A 22,452-nucleotide genomic window follows, 5' to 3' on the forward strand; every position below is an offset into this window, starting at 1 on the left:
CAGGAGGGAAAGAACATGACGATTACGATGAAAAAAAGATTGCACCTCGGCTTCATTTATTTCATACTCGCGATTCTGCTTGTAGTGCTCATGTTTCCCGTCTACTGGATCGCGAACACTTCCCTTCAGAGCAACGCGGATCTGATGCAGATGCCCATCAAATGGTTTCCCGCTGACATAGACTGGTCGAGCTACTTGTCGGTCTTTACGAATGCGCAATTTCTAACCTTCTACGGCAATACGTTAATCGTCGCGGCTGGCGCAACCGCGCTGTGTATCGTCGTAGCCGTGTTAACCGGCTTCGCCTTGTCGCGTTACCGCTTTCCGGGCAGCGGCCTCGTGCTTCTGATCCTGCTGTCGACGCAAATGTTCCCGGCCGTCACGCTTGTTATCGGTATGTATGCGCAGTTCCGGGAAATGCAAATGCTCAACACGCTGTTCGTGCTTGTGCTGGCCGCCACAACGACGGCATTGCCGTTCAGCGTCATGCTGATGAAAACGTTCTTCGACGGGATATCGAAGGAGCTTGACGAAGCCGCCCAAATCGACGGCGCATCGAGACTGCGCACGCTCTTCGGCATCGTCGTCCCCTTGTCCCTTCCAGGCATCATCTCTATTGCGATCTATACGTTCCTGATTGCATGGGATGACTTCTTATTCGGCTTGACGCTCGTCAGCGACTTGGATAAACGAACGATCAGCCCCGGCTTGTCCCTAACTTATTTGGGAGAATTCACTTACAACTGGGCCGGCGCTTCGGCCGCCGCCGTCGTAGCCACTTTACCTCTACTCATTTTGTTTATGTTTTTGCAGCGGTACATGGTGGAAGGCTTGACGGCAGGAGGAGTAAAAGAATGAGAGGAACGGCAGAAGAAGGTTATCCCTTCCTCTGCCGCTTTTTGAGGTGAATGGCGCCGTATGCGGCGAATCCTATGACGCCGGCCGGAACGGCGGCTTCAAGCCATGGGAAAGTGCCGACTTCATCTTGGCCGTCGGCGCCCGATACCGCATCCGCGACAAACGGTGTGACTTCCGTGGATAGCGCTTCGGCTCCGGTGGATATCGCGTCGCGCGTCATTGCTTCGCCCGGTGCTGCTTCCAAGGACATTGCTTCGGCTGCCGCTCTTCACTTCACCTTCCGATCACCGCCCGGCTGGTCGGCGGTACCGGCTTCATCCGGCCAAATTTCCTTGTCCCGCAAATAGTCCAGCTCTTGCACGGCATCCGCAGCCTTCATCGTCGGCGAACATAACGGCAGCTCCCATTCGCCGTTGTCCGATTGTTGCAGGAAAAATAAATATCTCTCCCCTTGTTCGCTCGTCCCCCAGCTCATGTCTTCTTTGATGGTTAACTTCTCGTCCTTCACGCCCTTGAAGCTCTGCTCTACCGTCAATGCCACGTCACGATGATCGGAACGGCTGGCAATCTCGTCGACCTTGGCGACAACGACCCCGTCATATTGGTCGTAGGCCTGCTCGACAGCGGGCGGCTTCATACATTTGAGCGCATCTGCATGGCTTGGGATGAGGAAGTATCCGCATACCATGATTAACAACCCTAAACATAACCTTTTTTGCAACCGTCACAACTTGTAATATTTCTAAGGTTTTAGCATGAATCGTAAATAGGTTGTCACCATCTTCAAACAAGTAATGCTCACCGTTCGGTTGACTCTGCCGGAATGGAAGTATGGATCATTAATTTAGCTCAAGGGACAGAGAATAAAATATATGAAAGCAAGCAGGCTCGAAATGTCTTAGGTTGGACCAAAGACGATCATCTTCTTATTCGGGAATTTAATACAGATGGATCAGGCTATACAATAAAAGAACTTTCACTAAAAAGTGAAGCCGGTTTGAGTCTGCTACATAATGTCGATATTTTGGACTTGTCGAGTGATGGAGGAAAAATACTGTATTCCCCTCAAAGACCCAGCTCCGAAATCTGGACTTTTGATATAGCTAATCAAGAGAAGCAACAAGTATTGTCTCTTGAAGACGGAATACAGTTTGATCCTACGGCAACCTTTTCACCAAAAGGAGACAGAGTTGTTGCGTTGGATTATACTGGAAATACTGGCGAACGTACTGTGAGGGTTATTGATCTTAAATCCGGGGAAATGTCAAACTTTAAAGCAGCTGATAATGTAATTTACACTTCAACTGCTGAATGGATTATTAATAACCTACTTTTGGTAAATGGAAGACAGAGTGGGAACAGCAAAGCTTGGACCATATCGTTAAATCCCGGAGGTGATTCGGATGAATAAAAAATTTTCTTTCACCATTGTAAATCTTACTTTGATTCTTATACTAATCGCCACTTCTGTTTCAGCCGCTCCATATGACATTAGCTTCGGTGGAGTTGGACCCGCAGCTGATACGCTTGATTTGGCTACTTCAATATCCGGTTTTCCTGTTGTTACTTCACAATGGAATCAACCTCGAAGTACAGGCACCAATCCACATCAAGGCATTGATATTCGGGCTCAAACACCTACTGATGTTAATGCCGTTTGTGATGGTTGGGTTACTAGTCAAAACGCGACTTCAACGTATCATTTAATCTTAAAATGCGATACCAATGGCGATGGATTAAATAACGATAATCTGAAAATTTATTATGATCACTTATCGGCTGTTGGATTTATTACTTCAAGTACTACTAAAATAACGGAAGGAACAAAAGTGGCTCTATCTGGGAACGAAAATGGTGGAACAAGTTATCACCTCCATTTTGGCACAAGAACAAGTCGATCAGGTACAATGGTATGGACCAGAAACGAGCCATATTACAGATGGACAAGTAATTGGAACTATGGACGCGATTTGGATTTTATTTCACTTGTCACTTGGACCAACAACATCGCTAAAGTAGTTTCTTACGAAGTAGCATCAGGTATTAAGAAATCCCTAAATTCCAATTCTGTTACCCTCTTTCATCGTAAAGACGGAACTGCCTCGTGGTCCAGTGTACAAATGACAAAGTCTGGTGACGAATTTAGCTATAATCTAGGGAGCTTATACACAACAGGGGAAATAATCAACTGGATGGTACGTTCACAGAATCCATATACTTCAGGTTACAATTACGCATTCATGATTCCTAAGTATGAACAACCCACAACCCAATAGCAATCCTAATGGCACAACCAATAAGGTCATAAAGTGGCCTGAGTGACAGCCCTGTTTTTTTGCTCGGAATAAACAAAAAGAAACCGTTGCTTGGTAAAATGGAAGTGCGACCCACCATTTTCTAAGTAACGGTTAAAGTGTAAGGAAATTGAATAAAGACTAAGTAATAGCGACGTTAGGTGACCAAGACTCAATATTTCGGGGGTTTAGCCGGTTTGGACGATCAGATCTTCAGGGATGACTATCCTGGTGGAGGACGAGACTGTTCCATCCCAAACGTTTACCAAAGTCATCATTTACGCTTATACGCATCGAGTCTACTCCTCCCATCAAATCGCCAAAGCCGTCCGCGAGAATGTCATGTTTATGTGGATTGCCAGCAGACAGCTCCCAGATTTCCGTACCATTAATCATTTTCGTCCCGAGCGTATAAAAAGAGGTGCTCAAGACCGTCTTCACAGGAGTGCTTCAATTTCTTGCCAAGGTGAAGTGGTAGCAGCAGCGTTGCTGTCACGAAGTGCAAACTTATGGAGACATCTGGTAACTACTATGCAAGTTATAACAGCTTTACCGGTTCCTTAGAGTTATCAATTACTCGAATCAGACTCCTACAAAAACCTAAGCGTACGTTTTCCGCGTTTTGTTGGCGGAACCCCATGTAGTATTAATGCCTACCATGCCGAATCAGCTCCCAGTTGATCATCCACAGACAGAAGTGATACCTATTGGTTATGGAGAGGAACGAAATTTTGATAAATGCTAATTAAGCCGAAGAATCAGGATAAGAAAAAGGGTACGGGTCACCGTACCTTTTTTTCAAAAAATGATGATTATTTAAAATTATCGTAATATTTTTGATAGATACCCATCAGCTCGTCATAGCCCATTTTATTCAATTGATCAACGTAAGCATCCCATCCTTCATCCGCTTTGCCTTGAATCATGAATTTAGGGATCATTTCTTTGATGTAACCGTCGATATCTGTTTGTAAGATGGACAGACGTTCTGCATCTTCTGCGCTATACATAACATTCGGATAAATTTCTTCCGGCTGATATGGAGCATACATTTCTGCATACTTCTCTTTCTCTTTTTGTCCATCGCTCTTCGTCACTTTATTCAGCGTTTCCTCCAGGTTTGCAAATACACCGTAGGAGCCTGGCGTCGTCTTATGTCTAAATTCTTCATAGCCTACTCCTTCAGGCGCATTAACAATTGAAATCGTGCTATCGGCTTCTTTGGTCAGGTTTTCACCGAATGGCCCTAGAGATATCTGAATGCCTGTTTCTGGTTCAAACATTTGATCTACCCATTTGATTGTGCGCTCTGGATTTTTATTGGCATTCGTAATTGAAAATCCGGAAGCACTGAAGGTTCCAAAGTTACGATTCCACATCTGGTCGCCGTTCGGTCCTTTCAATGGTTCAATTGCTGCATAATCTGTTTCTGATTTACCAAACATCGCAAAGTTGGACCAATTGAAATAAGCGCCTAAAATTGGCGTGCTGCTCTTTACTTTTGAATCGTATACCTGTACATCATGTGTGAACGCCTCAACATCAATCAAGCCTTCCGCGTATAATTCATGCATGAATTTAACGTATTCCTTGTATTCCGGACGTGTCGGTGCATAATACACCTTACCGTCTTCAACTCCGATATTACGCCCGACAACACCGAAAGAGCCGCTCAATGAATGTGGTCCTCGGATATCATTGTTATACATAAAGCTAAATGGAATTTCATCATTTTTGCCATTGCCATTCAAATCTTGGCCTTTAAAGGCCTTTAATACGGCCTTGAATTCTTCTGTTGTTTTTGGAATCTCAAGATTCAATTGATCAAGCCAACCTTTATTGATGAAGAAAGCATCATTTGATCTGCCTGCTTTGGAACCGTCATATTGCGGCAGCGCATAGATATGGCCGTCCGAAGCGGTAATCATCTGCTTAATTTCAGGCATCTTTTCAAAAAACGCCTTAATATTTGGAGCATGCTCTTCGATTAGGCTTTCTAATGGGATCAACTGACCGTTCGCCCCATATTTCACAATATCATTGGACCCCATCGTCCATGCGGAGAAGAACAGGTCCGGCAGATCGTTGCTGGCGAACATTAAGTTTACTTGCTCCTGGTACGTTTGCGTCGTTGCATTCGTCCACTCAATATCAATATTTACATTATCCTCAAACTGCTGCAGGAACGGCATATCATTCCAGTCTGTCGTAGCGGCTGGAGCTTTAACTCCAAATCCCTTAAATGTCACTTTTTCCTCGGCGTTATCCTTTGGAGTCTCTCCTGTGCCGCTAGTTCCGGTGTTGCCGCAGGCGCTTAGAACAAGTGCCAGCGTCACAAATAAAACCAAAAACTGCTTCTTCATTTGTTTTCCCCCTCAATCTAATTTTTTATATGAACGGGCCCTTTAACCTTTAATAGACCCAATCATAACACCTTTAACAAAATGTTTTTGAACAAACGGATAAAGAATCAGCATCGGCAGGCTTGCCACGATCACAATTCCATACTTGATCAATCCCGATAAATTTTGCATTTCGAGGCTGCCTTCCATCAAAGCGCCCGAATTTTCAAAGACCTCCTGCGCCTGAGTTAAAATCAAGACTTCCCTCAACACCAATTGAAGCGGATAGAGATCTGCATCACGCAAATAAATCAATGCGGAGAAATAGGTGTTCCAATGGCCCACTGCATAGAAAAGCACCATAACTGCGATGATTGCTTTGGACAACGGTAAAACGACACTTAATAAAAATCTCCAGTTCGTGCAGCCATCCACGATTCCCGCATCCAATAGTTCATCAGGGATCGTGCTTTGGAAGAATGTCTTCACGATGATTAAGTTATAAGCGGAGATGGCGCCTGGAATAACCAAGGCCCACATCGTGTTGACCATACCCAGATCCTTAACCAGTAAATAGGACGGGATCATACCGCCGCCGAAAAACATCGTAAAGGTGATAAAGAACATGAATACATTTCGCCCTACGAGATCCTTGCGCGATAAGGCATATCCACCGGTGATCGTCAGTAAGATATTAATAGCTGTGCCAACCACTGTATAAATAATCGAGTTTTTATACCCGTTCCAAAGCTTATCGTGCTCCAGAATCATTTTGTAGCCTTCAAATGTAATATCCTTCGGCCAAATCCAAATTTCCCCGTTGTTTACTGCCGCCGGATGACTAATTGAAGCGATAAGCATGAAATATAAAGGATAGATGGTAGCCAATAAAACGATGACAAAGAAAGCAGTGTTCGCAAAATCAAAAATTTTATCTCCTTTGGTGCGGCTAACTGTATTCAACCGAGCACCTCCTTTCTTACCACAAGCTGCCTTGTCCAGCTTTTTTCGCTGACTGATTGATGACGATAAGCAAAATGAAATTAATGACCGAGTTGAATAATCCGACTGCAGCCGCATAACCATATTGGGCGCCTAACAGACCGGTCTTATATACATGAGTTTGAATAATTTCCGATGAAGACACATTCAATGAATTCTGCATCAGGTAAACCTTCTCAAATCCAATATTCAGCAAGCTTCCGAAGCTGAGGATCAGCATAATAATAACCGTAGGCAATATTCCCGGGATATCAATGTGCAATATCCTTTTTATCTTGCTCGCTCCGTCCATAATGGCCGCTTCATGCAAATCCGGGCTAATGCCGCTCAGTGCTGCGAGATAGATGATCATTCCCCAGCCCATGTTTTGCCAAACACCGGAGAAAACAAACAGGGATTTAAACCATTCTGGTATTCCAAAGAAAAAGATCGGCTCAAAGCCCAGAATGACCAGCAACTGATTGATGATTCCGCTTCTTGGCGATAGAAACAGATACAGCATTCCGACCATGACCACCACGGAAATAAAATGCGGCGCGTACGTGATCGTTTGTACAACCTTCTTAAACTTCTGGCTCATCAATTGATTCAATAACAGAGCCATAATAATAGGAATCGGGAACATTGCCATTTCAAAAACCGCTAATCCGATCGTATTTTTCAATACAATTGACAATTGATAAGAATTGAAAAATCGCTCGAATTGATCAAAACCAATCCACGGGCTATTCGTTATACCCTGCACTGGATTGAAGTTTTTAAACGCAATTTGAACCCCATACATAGGTAAATAGTGAAATACCAAAAAGTATAGAAGCGTTGGCAGAAGCAATAAATATAAATCGTAGTTCAGCCATATCTTTTTTAATTTTTGGGGTAGTGGCTTTTTCCTGACTGCCACAAGCTGATTTTCTTGAATTGCTGCATTTCCTTGCACCTCCATTATTAACCCCTTCCTTTATCATTTTGCATAGTCCGGATGTCGTAAGCGATTACATTTTAGAGCCGACACCTCAAATCCATTGATGTCATCATAAAATGGATTTGAAGCGTCGGCAATCAGTCAATTCTACAGGCATGTGCGAAAACCGAAATGAGAAGAAATGAAGGAAGTAAGCCAAAACTGAACCGTTATGCAATAAATGAACAGCAGAAAAAACACTCCTGAATGCAGCCTATAAACAACTGCTTTCAGGAGTGGATATTCAAAAATCAGTCAGCATTTTGATTCGCATATTGTTTTCTGTACTCTCCTGGCGTGAGCTTCTCCGATTGCTTAAACTTCCTGATAAAGCTTGATACATCACTATAACCAACCTGCAGGGCAATATCCTTGACCGGCAAATCTGTACGGATCAGCAGCTCCTTCGTGTGACTCATTCTTAATCGATTCAAATGCTGCAGAACCGTTTCACCCGTTTGCTTCTTCACATAACGCATAATATACGCTTCGGATAATGAAAAGTGACTGGCCAGCGCTTGAATCGAGAATTGCTCATCCTGGTAGTTGGCCCGAATATAGGATAACAGCTCCTCCAGCAGCTTGTAATCAGACAGACCCTCCTCGTTCAATGCGAATACGGTCTGAATCAACTGCTTAACCGTCTCCTCCAATTGTTCCACCGATTGAAAATCATTAATTTGCAAAATGTCCGGCAGATCATCTTCAAGCTTATGGTTCACATTATGCATATGATGGACAACTCTCATGACGGTGCTTGATACATCATAGATCAGGCACTTCGCCATAAATAAGCTGGTGGCCGGAGCTTTAACGATCTGGATGATCTGTTCCATCACCAGCTCGACCTCGCCTTTCATCCTTTGTCTCAAAAATAACTCAAGGTCTGCCACCATTTTTTTATCATACCATTGCAAATTGAGGTTGTCGGCGAACGTCTCCGTAAAAAAGATGATCTGACCGACGCCTTTGATCAATTTATAATCTAAAGCTGCCGAAGCCTCCAAATAAGACTTCCCTATTTGAGTGATTTCGCTGTAGCTGTTACCAACTCCGATTGTTGTCGTAAAAGAATTGGATTTGATAAACTTTTGATGCCACTGGCTCAGCAGCGGCACCTTCACATCTCCCGACAAAATAATCGCAATTTTGGACGCTTCAAACAGCTCAACCTGATATTTTTCCATAATCGGCAGCTGAGTCATCCACCCCTCCACCAGCGCGGCACACTCTTGGGCAGGCGGAGTATGATCTCCATGAAACTCTACAAGCACAACATAATAGGTGGACTCTTCGAACGTAAGTCCAAGATCTTCCCCCAGCAAATTCAATTCATCATAATCCATGATCTCTCCTCGAAGCAACCGAGTAAGCAAATGCTTCTGAAGGACCGGTCTGCTGTTCTCAACACGTTCGCTTAACATCTGATTCCTGGACTCGGAGTAATGAATCGCCTCCCAGACTTTATCGAGACCGTGGCGGTTTTGTACCGCTCGAGACCATTTCTCTTCGGCATGATGGATGAGCTTGTGCAATGGTTTATAATTTAAATGCATGCCCAAGAAAATAAGAAGTATTCCCGCTCCAAAAATAATGACATAGGCGAGCAGCACTTTATTCCTAACGGCATTTACTTCCTTCATTAGTTCTGATTCCGGCGATATGGTGATGAACGTCCAATCCAGAAAATCTGATTTGATAGAAGACAAATAATATACCTTTCCTTCTATCGTTAAGGTGCCGCCCCCATTCAAAATTTCATTCTGGTATTCATTTGAAATCGTTGAAATTTCGGAATCCCTGTCAAATAGCGTTGCAACCGCCTGACCATTCTGATCAAGGATGAAGGCATTGCCTTCTTGCGAGCTCACCACATTGTTCAGCATATCTTTAATCATTTGCTCTTTAATAAAGAAAATCAGCGTCCCATACGGATTTTTGCTATTAAAGGGGACTGGCGCCACGTAAGTAATCATATGGAGCAGCTCGCTATTAAATGTATTTATCTCTTCTGCATTTCTTAAAAAGGGCTGTTTACTCTCATTGATATCCTTGTAGAAATCATCATGTGACCAATTCTGATATTGGTAATAGGAGTTGATGAAGGAGTCAAGCGAATAGCTTGAACCGCTCGAAAATAAATATTGATCGCCTCTAATATAATAAAAAACTTCATAGATGAAATCATTGCCGACTTTATAGTCTAGTATCTGTTTCGCCTTAAAAACATCAAAAAAATTATTAAAAAAGTAAGGCGTCAATTCATGCTGCGTTGATACCTGCATCGATATTTTATGCAATTCGGATAGCTTCGTATCCATCATCGTCTTCATTTGTATCAATTTTTGCTCATTTGATTCGGTTACCTGTTCTTTTAAATTAGTCAGCAAGGAATTATGGAAAATATACCCCATTATGATGACTGGAATAATGAGTAACAGGATATAAAACGATAAATGCTGTATAACAAGAGGAATCCTTACACTCTTCTTCATCCATTTTTCATTCCTTTTTCGTGATGCGGTACCAGCAGTTTAACAGCGCTTACAAAAAAGAAGGTCACCCAGAACTGCAGTTCATTTCTATCATAACATTGCGTTAATCATATTTATCGCCTAGTGTACGGCAATACTTTTGGACTTCGTTTTTGAGCGCTTCCGTTATTAAAATTCGACGGGTGTTCCCAGTCTTCTTCTCTCGTACCTTAAGATGCGCGGCCGCCTTCACCTCACATACTCGCAGAGGTAGAATGTCACTGACCCACTGATTTGCATCAAGCTCGACAGGGTTAAAAATCGAAGAATCCTCGTCTCCCATTCCCCATCCATTGTCTTCTTCCATTTTCTGTATTGCCAGTTGACGTTCCGAAGGTTTAATTTGTGCCGCAAGCTCAAACAGCTTACGATAACCATGCATGTAAACGAACAAACTTTCGGTTTTCCTCTATTTGATTATACGGAGCTCGAAGCCTCCCTGGATGCCGCACTGCTTGCCGCCTACAATGTATTTGTAACAGGCGAATACGGTGTTTACAACTATCAGCTTCTGTCCCGCTGCACGCTGCTTCTGTTGTTGAACAATTGGGTCTGCTTGGACTACATTCCTTTCCATATGGTTTCCCGATAGGCTGTTGGCGTCAGTGAAAAACGATTCTTAAACGTTCGTGTAAATGCATACAAAGAGGAATAGCCGGTCGTAAAAGCGACTTCCGTAATCGAGGCGTTCGTCTCTGCGAGGAGCCGTTTGGCTGAATCCATCCGAACCTGCGTGATGAAATCGTTCGGTGACATTCCCACCTTCTTCGCAAAAGCGACCGAGTAATACGTCCGGTTCATCCCCGCAGTTCTAGCTGCTTGCTGAACAGTGATGCCTTCCAAAGCGTGCTGCCGGATATAGGACATGCTTTGCTTAACCCAGTCCGCCGTCTCCAATGATTGCGCTTTTGGAACTGTCCGGCATAACGCGGCAAAGAGGCAATAGAGCAGACTTTGCATTTCGAGCGACAGCACATTGGCGGTTTCCGTCTCCGTGCCGCGCATTAAGCGAAACAGGCCGTTAACTGCCAGCTCCGCTTCCTGCGTCCATTTGCCCTCCAGGAACGGATTCTCACTGCTTATTCCGGTAGGCTTCAGTATCTCTGCTGCACGCGGACCATCGATGACAATCCAGCTCATTTTCGGTGGTGGTTCTCCCTCGATCGCGTAGTAGGTATAGGTACGCATCGGGAACAAGCAGAAGATGTCCCCAGAGGATAACGTCACGCTTTTTTCAGGATCCCACTCCACACGGACCATGCCTTCCTTCACTATGTGCAAACTATAGCTTTCGATCCGCCTTGGTCCAACATAGTAGCCTTGCTTCGTCTCCGTGATGCCTCCGCGTACTGGCCAAATGGAGCATTGCTTGTCCAGTTCATTCAACGCGTAATACAAATACTCGGCGGTTTCGTAGCCGCCCGTTACAAACGTATTCATCTCAATCCGCCCCTCAACCTGACAAATTGATAAATCAACCATACATAATGCTATTTTACGACCACTTCATTTACATTACAATAATTGATATGGAGGCGATTTTTTCTTGAAAAAACCAAACATTTTGTTGATTACGAGTGATCAGCAGCATTGGAACACGCTAGGTTATTTCAACAATGAATTAAGCACGCCAAATTTGGATCGACTCATTCGATCAGGCACAACCTTTACCAGAGCCTATTGCCCCAACCCGACATGCACACCTAGCCGGGCTTCCATTATCACGGGACAATACCCGAGTCAGCACGGCGCATGGACGCTGGGTACGAAGCTCATGGAAGACCGTCACTGTGTGGGAGAGGACTTCAACGCTGCCGGCTACAAAACGGCACTTGTAGGCAAAGCCCATTTTCAGCCGCTTACATCAACAGAACAATACCCGTCGGTGGAGGCCTATCCGGTTCTGCAGGATTTGGAGAAATGGAAGCATTTCCATGGTCCCTTCTACGGCTTCGAGCATGTCGAGCTCACGCGCAATCATACAAACGAAGCCCATGTTGGCCAGCATTATACCTTATGGCTGGAGGAGAGAGGCTGCATGAATTGGCGGGATTACTTCCTCCCGCCTACAGGCAACATGGATCCTGCCATTACGTACAAATGGCCAATACCCGAGGAATACCATTATAACACATGGATTGCGGAGCGCACGAACGCACTTATGGAGCAGTACAACGAAGAAGATAAACCTTTCTTCCTTTGGTCAAGCTTCTTCGATCCGCATCCAGAGTATTTGGTGCCGGAGCCATGGGATACGATGTACGATCCTGATTCCCTGACTATTCCCTCTCTTGTACCAGGCGAGCATGACAAAAACCCGCCTCATTTCGGCTTAACGCAAGAGGACGATCCGGACTTCTCTCCATGGGCTGAAACCGGTAAAGGCATTCACGGTTACCGTTCACACCATTATTACGAGTACGGGGAGAGGAAGAAGCTTACCGATTACGACAAGAAAAAGCTGGTTGCCGTCTATTACGGCATGATCAGCTTAATGGACAAATATATCGGTAAAATTCTGGATAAGCTTGACGAACTCGGTATCGCAGACAATACCATCATCGTATTTACGACGGATCATGGTCATTTCTTCGGCCAACACGGTTTGCAGGCAAAAGGCGGCTTCCATTACGAGGATCTGATCCGTCTGCCGTTCATCGTGAGTTACCCGGGACATGTTCCGGCAGGAGTAACGTCCGAGGCTATCCAATCGCTCGTTGACCTGTCGCCAACGTTCCTGTCGCTCAGCGGCATTCCTATCCCGCATGCGATGACAGGCGTAGATCAAAGCCAGGTATGGAAAGGCTCGGCTTCTTCTGCCAGAGATCATGCTATATGTGAATTCCGTCATGAGCCTACGACGATTCACCAGAAAACGTACGTCGACCAACGCTACAAAATCACCGTTTATTATAACCAAACCTACGGTGAAATCTTCGATTTGAAGGACGACCCGAACGAGCTCAATAACTTGTGGGACGATCCAGAATATTCGGCGCTGAAAATCGAACTGCTGCTTAAGTACATTTGGGCAGAGCTTGGCAAAGAATCCATGCCGATGCCGCGTATTTGGGGGGCATAAATGGACTGAGAGATAAATAGATAGGCGGCAAGGGATTCGTTAATCCCTTGCCGCCATTTTAATTGAAAGATGTCAGGTGTCGGGAACGAGAGCATAGACGGATGGTCAAGAGCACCAAAAAACTTTTTTCTTTTGCTTTGAATTTTCCAAATGGAAGAAAAAAGTTTTTTGCCCCTTGACGATCCGGCTACGGCACTTAGAAAAAAACGTGTTGGGCCGGGGCCGAGGCCACTGAAAAAGTCCAAAACTCTTAAACAGGATACCATTTCCGTAATTTTAAGCGGAAGGGTGCCCTGTATTCTTGTATAATAAAGGTAATAATAGCTAGGCGGTGACCCGAATGATTTCAAACCAACAAACCTTAAACCTCAGTCCATATATGGGCATATACGATATTGTCGTACCTAAAGATAATATGTTGCGTCAGATTAATGACCTTGTAGATTTTTCGTTCGTCCATGAAGAATTAGAAGATAAATATTGCCTCGACAATGGTCGTAACGCAGTGCCTCCCATTCGGATGTTTAAGTATTTGTTATTGAAATCGATCTTCGATCTATCGGATGTGGATATCGTAGAACGTTCTAAATATGATAGGTCTCCAAAATATTTCTTAGATATGGCACCTGAAGATGCGGTCATCCATCCGAGTTCACTCACGAAGTTTCGTAAACTTCGCTTGAAAGATGTGAACCTGCTCGACATGCTTATTCAAAAGACAGTTGAAATCGCATTAGAAAAAGAACTCATTAAGAGCAAAGCGATCATTGTGGATTCTACGCATACGAAAGCACGATTCAACCAGCAAACACCTAAAGAATTTTGGCTCAACCTCAAAATCATTGCTTGACGATTTAACTCGGAATACGTTTGCGATTGCATTCGACTAAAATGTCTGCTTTGTAATTGTCTCGGTTTCGCGTGAAATGATGACGGCGTTGAAAAGCCAGAATGCTGCAGGGCATAAGCACGTAATTCCTCTAGCTTTCGTCCGGGTAAAATATCGAGTAACGTTCCACCTCTCAGATCATGAAAACCCGTGTTGTAGGTATGCCCTTTCTTGATGGCGAAGTCATCGACACCCAAGACCAACCCAGTGCTTTCGGTCGCTTGTTTCCATGCTCGCTCGGAAAGTCGTTCGCTTTCCAAAGGAACAGCCTCGTTATGCATCCGTTGTACGGTGCTTGCGGGCGTTTCTTGCATACGGGCGCTAAGAACTGCTGTATAGCCAAGCGCTTGCTCAACTGTTCGCTCTCGAAAAAGCTTACTGTAACGTCTTTTAGCTCCTACAAAATCGTATACCCAAACAAAACCCAAATGGCATTGCGAACAATGCATCCGGATGCTTGGAACCAGAAGATACACGTTTTTCTCAAAAGCAGGAAGGTGCCGAACGGTGCGCATACCGTTTCTTCCTTTAAGCGTAACAAATTCGTCTGAATGGCAAACTGGACAGCATTGCTTTGGGGCTAAGGGCTTTACTTCTATATGAATTTCATCTGCACTCATCAGCAGAATCTGATGAATCGTTAGCTCTGGTATGTTAAGCATTTCATTGATATACTGGATCTGCATCTGTTTTTCCTTTTTGTTGTTTGGTAGGACTTACAACAATACAGGATTAGCAGATGTTTTTCCATTTTCAACCTTGGATTATTTCGTCAAGCACTGATTTCGGTTTTGAGCCTCTTATTTAAGCAACTATTTCAAAGCGCAGCTGAACCGCAATATATCGGATTATGTCAACGATCTCCGTATGACGAAGGTCAAAAGCGAACTTATTCATACCGACAAAAACGTGCAGGAAATCGCCCAAAGCGTAGGCTACTTGAATCAATCCAGCTTCATCCGCAAATTTAAGCAAACGATGGGCATTACGCCCGGGGCATATAGGGAGCTTCACAAGAAGAAAGCTTAAACAACCAAGAACCGCAGAGCCTAACCGGATAGTCCGGCTAAGCTCTGCGGTTATTCGTTCGACGGCTCTATTCGGCCCGATGCTTGCGGTATTTATCCGGCGTCATTCCCGTCGCTTGGCGGAAGTGGCGGATGAAGTAGCTTGGCTCCATCCCGATAAGACCGGCAACCTCCTTGATCGTCATGCTTTCGGACTCTTTCATATACTTGATCGCTTTATGAAGCCGGATTCTCTGTACGTACTGATGCATGCTTACGCCATAGTTTCTCCGAAACAATTGATTCAAGTATTGCTGCGTATACCCGAATGTGGAAGCTACGTTGGATATCGAAATGTTTTCGTTGTAATGCTCGTTCAAATAAGAAGCTGCCTGTTCGGCCACCGCTCTGCCCGAATCTCTATCCTCAGGGGGCGCAGGCTTCGGACTTCGTTCGGCTCCGCTTAACACTAACCGGTTCAGGTCCGTAAGCAAGCCGTAATATAAACGGACGGCCTCCCATTCCGCTCCCGCCAAGTTGGCGTCTCCGATCTTCCACAACTCGTCCAGCATGCTCCATATGCCGCACATATCCCGCAGATCATGCGGTCTGCACAGCTCCATACCGAAATGCGCCAGAAGCTCCTCTACCTTATCGCCGAGAAAAGACACGTACCCCACTTCCCAAGGCTCGCTCGAAGTCGTGTAATACTCGTGGGGCAAATCGGGCGGCAATACGAGATATTGCATGGGCCCGAAGTCGAACTCTTCCCCTCTGGACAGCCGAAATCTGCCTTGCCCCCCTCTGGCGAACAGAAGCTGGAAGGCGGAAAAGCCTTCCGGGCGATTCATTTGCTTCTGAACGTTGTAGCCGGTCGTATGCACGTACATAGGCATCGGCGCTTCGGGCAGCTTGAAAAACCGGATCGTACGAATGTCCACTTCATGCTCCCCCTCTATTGAACCGGAAGTCGTTAGATTCATTATGTTATATAAGCATTCAAAAAGTATGATTTCTTAAATCCCTTTATTATTGTAACATTTAACTAATCAATCAACAATAACAAGAGAGGAACACTCATTATGTTATACGGAGCATGTTATTATCCCGAGCATAGAGAAGCCCATCGGTGGGAGGAAGATTTGCAATTGATGCGCGAAGCCGGGATCAATGCGCTGCGCATTACCGAATTTGCATGGAAATCGATGGAGCCAAGCGAAGGCATTTATGATTTTGAATGGCTGGATGAGTTTATCCGTCTCGCGGACAACTATGCGATCCAGATTGTCCTCTGCCCTCCGATGCGTACCGTTCCCGCTTGGCTTGTGGAAATGGACCGTACCGTTCTTATCCTTACGCAGGAAGGACATCGGCTCGAATACGCCAGCCGCTACACCTTCTGCGTCAACCATCCGCTTCTTCGAGAGAAAGCGAGCCGGCTTGCGTCCGCCATGGCCACCCAGTATGGCCGGCTTCCTTCCGTTATCGGATGGCATCTCGACAATGAGATCGGCGATGAACCGGATTGCCATTGTCCGGTATGTCTGGCCAAGTGGCGGAGCTGGCTTAAGCGGAAGTACGAGGGGATCGACGCGCTTAATACGGCTTGGGGAACCGTATTTTGGGGACAGACCTTCGATCGCTTCGAGCAGATTGCTACGCCGCGGCTGACCAAAGCGGACTACAATCCCGCTTATATCCAAGCCTGGCGCCAATTCCGCAGCGACTGCAACGTCAATGCCGCGAGGCTGCTGGCCGAAGCCGTCCGCCCGCATATCCAAGACACCAAGCAATACGTAACGACGAACAACCAAATGCTGTGGAACAATCGGACCGATTATTACGAGATGGCGAAGCTACTCGACATTACCGGCACCAACTATTACCCGCCGTTCGGCGACCGCTGCCGATCTATCGAATTGGGACTAGCAGTTAACCGCAGCCTGAAGAAGGCGCCGTTCCACGTCTATGAGCTGCGTAATGAAGGCCATGCGATTCTAGGGGCGGAGGGCAATACGCCAGCGCCGGGCGAGCTGGAGCGGCTTGTGCTGCATACGATTGCCAATGGTGCGGACGGCGTCTTCTTTTTCCCATGGAAGAGGTTCCCCTTCGGCAGCGAACAAAATCATGGAGCCATTACCGATTTCGATGGACAGCCGACTCGAATTTACGATGAATGCCAAGCTCTGGGGAAACGGCTGCATCGCATATCGCAATCGATTGAAGGCTCTCAGGTCGTAAGCGAAATCGCCGTGCTCTATGACTTCCCAAGCCGCTGGCATATTGAGCATCCATCAGCTTGGACGGGCAACCCGAATGTTTATGTCCAGCATATCAATAAGCTGTACCATAGCGTCCGCAAGCTCGGATATAACTGCGATGCCGTCGGAAGACATGGCGACTTCACGGCGTATAAGCTGCTTCTTGTGCCGATGCTTCCTATCGTCGACGACGGTCTAGTCCTTAAGCTGCAGCAATATGCGGAGAGCGGCGGCGTGATCGTCTTCCATCCTTTGATCGGGATCAAAAACGAGGAAGCCTCCTATTACAATGAACGTCTGCATCCCGGCATCATTCAGCTTCTCGGCTCGAAGCCTCTCGAAGCCGCCACTTCGGGGGCGCAAACGCGCGTACAATTCAGCTGGCGTGACCGCCTATACGAAGGGGATATGCTTCACGAGCTCGTTCAGGCCGAATCGGCGCAAGTCGCAGGAGCCTTTGCCAGCCAATGGTACGAAGGATTTCCTGCTGTGACGGTACAACCTGTCGGGAATGGCCATTCTTGGTTCATCGCCACATTTGCGGAAGAGCGCTTCTACCTCGATTTTCTGGAGGAGAGATGCCGCGAGCTTCGGATTCCAACTCTGTTAGGCACAATGCCCCCTGCACATATCGAAACAACGATGAGGCAGCACGCGGATGGCACCCGATATGTCTTTGTACTAAACGGCTCCAGCGACACTGCGGCCATGAAGCTTGATCGCCAAATGTACGATGTATGGAACGACGAATGGCTCGAAGGAGAGTTACTGCTTAAGCCGTACGGTGTACGGGTATTAATCGAACGAACATAACCTTGATGCCGAAGGGGCTCCCGCTCATCGTGGGCGATGAACAGGAGCCCCTTCTATATGCTAGCCTTGATAAACGAATCGTTCGTCTCCTACCTCCTCCTGCAATCGATGCAGCTCCTTCTCCAGCACGGCGACAACTCTCTCGTAATCGGGATCGTTGTACACATTAATCATCTCGTACGGATCCTTCTTCAGATCGAACAGCTCCCACTCCGGCGTCTTCGGCTCGTCCTCCGATCCAAGCGTGCCAAGCGCGTCGGCATAGTAGTAGATAAGCTTATATTGCTCCGTACGAATGCCGTAATGCGCATACACCTTATGTTCCGACAGATGCATCCAGTACCGGTAATACATCGAAGTGCGCCAGCCCGCCGAATTGTCTCCTTCCACTATCGGATGGAAGCTGACTCCTTGCATCGACTCGGGCACTTCAATATCCGCATAGGTTAAAAATAACGGCGCGAAATCGACGTTCAGCACCATATGATTGCTGACGGTGCCCTGCGATATTTTGCGCGGGTAACGGATCACGAACGGCATGCGGAGCGATTCCTCATACATAAAGCGTTTGTCATACCAGCCGTGGTCTCCAAGGAAAAACCCTTGATCCGACGTATAGATGACGATCGTATCCTCCGTCAGTCCTTCCCGGTCCAGATAGTCCAGCAATCGGCCGACATTATCGTCTACGGATGCGATGCACCGCAAATAATCTTTGATGTAACGCTGATATTTCCAGCTCTTGAGAGCGGCTCCTTCCAAATGAGCGGGCGGCTCCATCTTGAAATCTCTCGCCGTCAAATCTCTGTCGATTCGCATTTCCGCCGCGGCGGCGGCGCTTGCGCGGTTGGAATAATCATCGTTGAACGTCTCCGGCTCCGGAATGTCGATATCCTCGTACATATGTGCATGCTTCTCGTCCGGAATCCACGGGCGATGGGGCGCTTTATGATGGCACATCAGAAAAAACGGCTTCTCCTTGTCCCTCCGCTCTATCCAATCAATCGATTTATCCGTAATAATATCCGTCGCGTAACCTCGAACTTTGATCGTCTGGCCCATCTCGATAAATGACGGGTCTATGTAATCTCCCTGCCCAGGAACAACGCTCCAAAAATCGAAGCCTGTAGGATCGCTGTCTCCACCGTGACCGAGATGCCACTTGCCGACGATGGCCGTCTGATACCCATTCTGCTGAAGCAGCTTAGACACGGTAAGCTGCTTGCCGTCCAATCTGTCGGACAGCGTCTTTACGCCGTTCACATGGTTGTACGTGCCGGTTAAGATCGCCGCTCTGCTCGGTGTACAAATCGAATTGGTGCAGAAGCAGTTATCCAGCCTCATGCCTTCATTCGCAATTCGATCGATGTTCGGCGTTTCGTTAATCCGGCTCCCATAACAGCCTATCGCGTGAGCGGCATGATCGTCGCTCATAATAAAGATAATATTCGGACGTTTCACCTGTTGCTCTGACATGCTGACACTCTCCTCAATGCTCAATTAATTATATTTCACCCTAACTAAAATAAGTCTCCATACTCTAATTAAATTATATTACTTTTCGAGTTATCAGGACAATGTTTAAATATGAATATTCAATTCGTTATATTATATTGCATCCGGTTTTTATTCATGATTATACTCTCCTTACAAGCAAATTAATGATGTAGAACATGTTTAATTATAATGTTATATTTTTTCTCCAAATTTCGTCTTTTGATATATGGATATTACAACAAAATTCTAGCGTACCTTTTTGCGAATACTTCCAACAATCGGTTGGTTGTTGTATTGCATGATCACGGAAAAGCCTATTATCCCATGGTTAAAGAAGAAGTCGAAGAAAGAAAAAAAGGCCCCGAACGATCGAAAGCCTGATCTGGAATTGAAAATCAGTTTGAAAAAATAGCTTGGTATCAAGAACTTTTATGGAGATCTACTGGAACTTCGAGAGGATAAAAAGGGTGTACGAGTATTTGTCGGCGCCGTAAAAGCAGAGCCCATTAATTATCTTCTGATATCCATTGAAGAACAAAAAGAAACAGATCACGCCTATGAACATATGGTCGCTTCTATCTCGCTAGGTCCTGGACGTGAAGTGGATACTGCCACGCATATATCATCTCGCCCAATTGATTTGGGCAATCAGTTAAAACCATATGAAGAAGCCTTTCCGCAATTGGATGTAGGCCCATTATCAGCGAAGCTGATACTGACCGCAAAGTAGATTGAAATATATGGTAAATCCTAACGAATGCAGTAAAACCACAAGGATTTGAACATGTTCCGAATTTATTTTTGGAATTGGAACTTGTTGATTCGGCACGCCATAAGTCCACTCAATCAAGCGGAAACCACCCTCGGAATCGAGAATTTGTTCCGGTACTCATAATTTCGGAACTTTCGACGTCAAATCACCAGTGTTTTATAGGTGTTTGCGGGTGGTGTCAGCTACGCTGGTACTACCCGCAAAGTAGATGTTATTAAATGAGAAATTATTTTTGACTTCGTTATATTCCTGCTTTTCGGCTTTCGTGACCAGAATACGGTTGTATGAGCACGTCGTCGATGCCCTGCTTTTTGAGCCAGGTCAGCAGGAAATGTCGCAGCTTATGAGTTTACAAAAAATTCTCGTCAGACCCATACCCAACCATAAACTACCCTTTAATGCCGGTCCCCTTGACATTAAAGGATGGCTTTTTTTTAAGTCCTGCTGCAGCCCTGGCATTCAAATTGTCATGTTATCGTTACCTCGACGGTATCTGCATAATCATCATTTGATTGGCTGCTGTAACATTTAGAGCCGAGTTTTCATGAGATTGATTGGCTCCCGCCGATCGGAGACGGACGAGGTTACAGTCTTATTACAGTAATTAGTTACAGAGATTTAGCGTTTTTTGCCTGCTACCCATATTTTCAATTCACTCACGCTCCTTCGCTTGAGGTTGGAAGACGCTACAAATAACCTCCGCTCCTCCCCTTTCCCCGCCGGTAACGCCCGGTCCAATGAAGACCTGGATTCCGCTGACGCCACTCGAACAAATGGAAAACACGGAATACGATACCCTAAACATCGGTACCGGCGCTGGAGGAGGAGCCCTCCTTTGGCGGTTAAGCGAACACTGGAGGAACAACGAAAATAAACTCGATCGGGGAGATTTAGTCATTCCTACGTATGTCCGCAACCTGCCGACAATGAATCCTTCCCGCTTATGGGACTATTATTTAAATAACTCAAGGTAACTGCCCGGATCCTACCCGGATTACTTGGGGGCAAGGCAAGTTTTCGCCCTGGGTGGAAGAACGTTGTTTTGGGATGCTGCCGCCACTCGAATCGAATCGTTCCTGCAAGAAGAATGGCCAATCCCCCTTCATGAGTTAGAATCGTATTACGAGACCGCAGAGCGCATCATGAAGGTTTCCGATAATTTTTTCGAAGGCGCGCAGTTAACAGAGATTCTGCTGAGTCGTATGAAGCAGAATGGTTTCCCTGAGGCGGTTAGGATGCCGATGGCAGCTGATCTGAAGCCGTCCACCTTGAGAGAGGTGCATTCCGACGTCATGACCAGCTCGATTTCTTTTTTTTCGAAAGCGTTAAATGCCAGACCGTTTGACTTGGCGGTTCAGTCCCGTGCCATCCGCCTACTCGTCGATCACGGAAAGGTAACCGGCGTACAAGTGATGTCGCCGGATAAACGTTCCTTTACGCTAAAAGGAAAGACGGTCGTGTTGTCGGCAAGCACGTTCGAAAGACCGCGCTTACTGCTTTATTCGAATATTCAAACAGGGGCGGTCGGGCATTATTTGATGAATCAATCGTTTCTTTCCGCTAAAGGAACAGTGGATCGGAAGGCGTTTCCCGAATAGCTTGGCATGCTTGGGATTTATATCCCCCAAACGTTGGAGAGGCCCTATCAGGTTCGTTTGTACGGACCGGAAAGTTTTTGGTATTCCGCTCATCAAACAAGGCCGCTACCGGAGGAACTGGCCGTCGAAATGCTGCTTTTCGGCGCAATGGAAAATCGCTTTGAGAATCGGGTTGAACTGCAGCCGGACAACAAAGATGAATATGGGGTACCTGGGGTCACCTCACGAAACGGAAAAAATCGTATGCTGAGCAATTCATTACATGAAAAAACCGGACCCTTTATTCTACAAAGGAATCCGGTTTTCGTAATCAGGTAGCTAGAACTCGTTGAACTAGCTATGATGAACGTAAAACAGCCCCGTATTTACTTCGAATCGTAGGTTAAAAATGGATAGTGTAAACCACACCATTTTCAGAACTACAAGCAAAAGGAGCTGTCTACTATGCATTCTGCCACAAAATACGTCGGTTTAGATGTGTCGAAAGAAAAAATTTCGGTTGCCATTGCAGATGATGGGCGGGAGTTGCCTCGTTACTTTGG

General features: G+C 45.9%; 17 protein-coding genes and 3 pseudogenes. 9 read left to right on the plus strand and 11 right to left on the minus strand.

The window, feature by feature from the left end; translation table 11 throughout:
* Nucleotides 1-15: 15 nt before the first annotated feature.
* The gene (locus tag RCO25_RS22030; RefSeq protein WP_308998281.1) at nt 16-858 is read left to right on the plus strand and encodes a carbohydrate ABC transporter permease; all 843 of its coding nucleotides are present in this window, start codon (nt 16-18) and stop codon (nt 856-858) included.
* 19 nt (nt 859-877) lie between these two features.
* On the opposite strand, the gene RCO25_RS22035 is transcribed toward RCO25_RS22030, so the two are convergent.
* Together RCO25_RS22035 and RCO25_RS22040 are read right to left on the minus strand one after the other, a co-directional pair.
* A complete protein-coding gene (locus tag RCO25_RS22035) occupies nt 878-1,108 on the minus strand; it encodes a hypothetical protein (protein ID WP_308998282.1) in 231 nt (76 codons plus the stop codon).
* 18 nt (nt 1,109-1,126) lie between these two features.
* On the minus strand, nt 1,127-1,546 hold the full coding sequence (locus RCO25_RS22040; protein ID WP_308998283.1) for a hypothetical protein: 420 nt from the start codon (nt 1,544-1,546) through the stop codon (nt 1,127-1,129).
* Between the two features lie 135 nt (nt 1,547-1,681).
* Here RCO25_RS22040 and RCO25_RS22045 point away from each other — a divergent pair, with 135 nt between their 5' ends.
* From RCO25_RS22045 to RCO25_RS22055, 3 genes and pseudogenes are all read left to right on the plus strand, one after another.
* Nucleotides 1,682-2,269, plus strand: coding sequence for a TolB-like translocation protein (locus RCO25_RS22045; RefSeq protein ID WP_308998284.1), 588 nt, complete (start codon nt 1,682-1,684; stop codon nt 2,267-2,269).
* A complete protein-coding gene (locus RCO25_RS22050; protein ID WP_308998285.1) occupies nt 2,262-3,134 on the plus strand; it encodes a M23 family metallopeptidase in 873 nt (290 codons plus the stop codon). Before RCO25_RS22045 ends, RCO25_RS22050 begins: the two co-directional genes overlap by 8 nt.
* A 236-nt stretch (nt 3,135-3,370) precedes the next feature.
* Nucleotides 3,371-3,612: pseudogene (locus RCO25_RS22055) on the plus strand (transposase); the annotation flags it as partial.
* Nucleotides 3,613-3,964: 352 nt separating this feature from the next.
* On the opposite strand, the gene RCO25_RS22060 reads toward RCO25_RS22055, so the two are convergent.
* From RCO25_RS22060 to RCO25_RS22085, 6 genes are all read right to left on the minus strand, one after another.
* Entirely contained in the window at nt 3,965-5,515 is a 1,551-nt protein-coding gene (locus RCO25_RS22060; RefSeq protein ID WP_308998287.1) for an extracellular solute-binding protein, read from the minus strand.
* 42 nt (nt 5,516-5,557) lie between these two features.
* Complete coding sequence (locus RCO25_RS22065) at nt 5,558-6,457, minus strand: carbohydrate ABC transporter permease (protein WP_308998288.1); 900 nt, start codon at nt 6,455-6,457, stop codon at nt 5,558-5,560.
* A gap of 16 nt (nt 6,458-6,473) precedes the next feature.
* Nucleotides 6,474-7,439: an ABC transporter permease gene (locus tag RCO25_RS22070; protein WP_308998289.1), complete on the minus strand. Its 966-nt coding sequence runs from the start codon at nt 7,437-7,439 to the stop codon at nt 6,474-6,476.
* A 269-nt stretch (nt 7,440-7,708) separates the two neighbouring features.
* Nucleotides 7,709-9,952: a helix-turn-helix domain-containing protein gene (locus RCO25_RS22075; protein WP_308998290.1), complete on the minus strand. Its 2,244-nt coding sequence runs from the start codon at nt 9,950-9,952 to the stop codon at nt 7,709-7,711.
* Nucleotides 9,953-10,055: 103 nt separating this feature from the next.
* Complete coding sequence (locus RCO25_RS22080) at nt 10,056-10,385, minus strand: site-specific integrase (RefSeq protein WP_308998291.1); 330 nt, start codon at nt 10,383-10,385, stop codon at nt 10,056-10,058.
* Nucleotides 10,386-10,552: 167 nt separating this feature from the next.
* Nucleotides 10,553-11,431: an AraC family transcriptional regulator gene (locus tag RCO25_RS22085; protein ID WP_308998292.1), complete on the minus strand. Its 879-nt coding sequence runs from the start codon at nt 11,429-11,431 to the stop codon at nt 10,553-10,555.
* A 106-nt stretch (nt 11,432-11,537) separates the two neighbouring features.
* Here RCO25_RS22085 and RCO25_RS22090 point away from each other — a divergent pair, with 106 nt between their 5' ends.
* Both RCO25_RS22090 and RCO25_RS22095 read left to right on the plus strand, forming a co-directional pair.
* Nucleotides 11,538-13,073 carry a sulfatase family protein gene (locus tag RCO25_RS22090; RefSeq protein ID WP_308998293.1) on the plus strand — a complete coding sequence of 512 codons (1,536 nt, stop codon included), beginning with the start codon at nt 11,538-11,540 and terminating at the stop codon, nt 13,071-13,073.
* A gap of 340 nt (nt 13,074-13,413) precedes the next feature.
* A pseudogene (locus tag RCO25_RS22095) lies at nt 13,414-13,893 on the plus strand (transposase); the annotation flags it as partial.
* Here the strand turns inward: RCO25_RS22095 and RCO25_RS22100 are convergent.
* On the minus strand, nt 13,785-14,648 hold the full coding sequence (locus RCO25_RS22100; protein ID WP_308998294.1) for a transposase: 864 nt from the start codon (nt 14,646-14,648) through the stop codon (nt 13,785-13,787). The pseudogene RCO25_RS22095 and the gene RCO25_RS22100 sit on opposite strands and share 109 nt — an antisense overlap.
* Before the next feature lie 124 nt (nt 14,649-14,772).
* Here RCO25_RS22100 and RCO25_RS22105 point away from each other — a divergent pair.
* A pseudogene (locus RCO25_RS22105) lies at nt 14,773-14,991 on the plus strand (helix-turn-helix transcriptional regulator); the annotation flags it as partial.
* 67 nt (nt 14,992-15,058) lie between these two features.
* On the opposite strand, the gene RCO25_RS22110 reads toward RCO25_RS22105, so the two are convergent.
* The gene (locus RCO25_RS22110) at nt 15,059-15,910 is read right to left on the minus strand and encodes a helix-turn-helix transcriptional regulator (protein WP_308998295.1); all 852 of its coding nucleotides are present in this window, start codon (nt 15,908-15,910) and stop codon (nt 15,059-15,061) included.
* Nucleotides 15,911-16,051: 141 nt separating this feature from the next.
* Here RCO25_RS22110 and RCO25_RS22115 point away from each other — a divergent pair, with 141 nt between their 5' ends.
* Nucleotides 16,052-18,043: a beta-galactosidase gene (locus tag RCO25_RS22115; protein ID WP_308998296.1), complete on the plus strand. Its 1,992-nt coding sequence runs from the start codon at nt 16,052-16,054 to the stop codon at nt 18,041-18,043.
* A gap of 60 nt (nt 18,044-18,103) precedes the next feature.
* Here RCO25_RS22115 and RCO25_RS22120 read toward each other — a convergent pair whose 3' ends face one another.
* Nucleotides 18,104-19,519 carry a sulfatase family protein gene (locus tag RCO25_RS22120; RefSeq protein WP_308998297.1) on the minus strand — a complete coding sequence of 472 codons (1,416 nt, stop codon included), beginning with the start codon at nt 19,517-19,519 and terminating at the stop codon, nt 18,104-18,106.
* Nucleotides 19,520-21,349: 1,830 nt separating this feature from the next.
* Here RCO25_RS22120 and RCO25_RS22125 point away from each other — a divergent pair.
* Nucleotides 21,350-21,910 (plus strand): GMC family oxidoreductase N-terminal domain-containing protein, encoded by a 561-nt coding sequence (locus tag RCO25_RS22125; RefSeq protein WP_308998298.1) that lies wholly within the window; start codon nt 21,350-21,352, stop codon nt 21,908-21,910.
* The last annotated feature ends 542 nt before the right edge of the window (nt 21,911-22,452 follow it).

The organism is Paenibacillus sp. LHD-38 (assembly GCF_031157315.1).
Taxonomy (GTDB): domain Bacteria; phylum Bacillota; class Bacilli; order Paenibacillales; family Paenibacillaceae; genus Pristimantibacillus.

Coding starts and splice junctions, on each gene's coding strand:
- RCO25_RS22100 (WP_308998294.1), bottom strand. CDS start 14,648: ATGCAGATCCAGTATATCAATGAAATGCTTAACATACCAGAGCTAACG.
- RCO25_RS22115 (WP_308998296.1), top strand. CDS start 16,052: ATGTTATACGGAGCATGTTATTATCCCGAGCATAGAGAAGCCCATCGG.
- RCO25_RS22045 (WP_308998284.1), top strand. CDS start 1,682: ATGGAAGTATGGATCATTAATTTAGCTCAAGGGACAGAGAATAAAATA.
- RCO25_RS22040 (WP_308998283.1), bottom strand. CDS start 1,546: ATGGTATGCGGATACTTCCTCATCCCAAGCCATGCAGATGCGCTCAAA.
- RCO25_RS22070 (WP_308998289.1), bottom strand. CDS start 7,439: ATGGAGGTGCAAGGAAATGCAGCAATTCAAGAAAATCAGCTTGTGGCA.
- RCO25_RS22050 (WP_308998285.1), top strand. CDS start 2,262: ATGAATAAAAAATTTTCTTTCACCATTGTAAATCTTACTTTGATTCTT.
- RCO25_RS22060 (WP_308998287.1), bottom strand. CDS start 5,515: ATGAAGAAGCAGTTTTTGGTTTTATTTGTGACGCTGGCACTTGTTCTA.
- RCO25_RS22075 (WP_308998290.1), bottom strand. CDS start 9,952: ATGAAGAAGAGTGTAAGGATTCCTCTTGTTATACAGCATTTATCGTTT.
- RCO25_RS22035 (WP_308998282.1), bottom strand. CDS start 1,108: ATGTCCTTGGAAGCAGCACCGGGCGAAGCAATGACGCGCGACGCGATA.
- RCO25_RS22030 (WP_308998281.1), top strand. CDS start 16: ATGACGATTACGATGAAAAAAAGATTGCACCTCGGCTTCATTTATTTC.
- RCO25_RS22085 (WP_308998292.1), bottom strand. CDS start 11,431: ATGAATACGTTTGTAACGGGCGGCTACGAAACCGCCGAGTATTTGTAT.
- RCO25_RS22120 (WP_308998297.1), bottom strand. CDS start 19,519: ATGTCAGAGCAACAGGTGAAACGTCCGAATATTATCTTTATTATGAGC.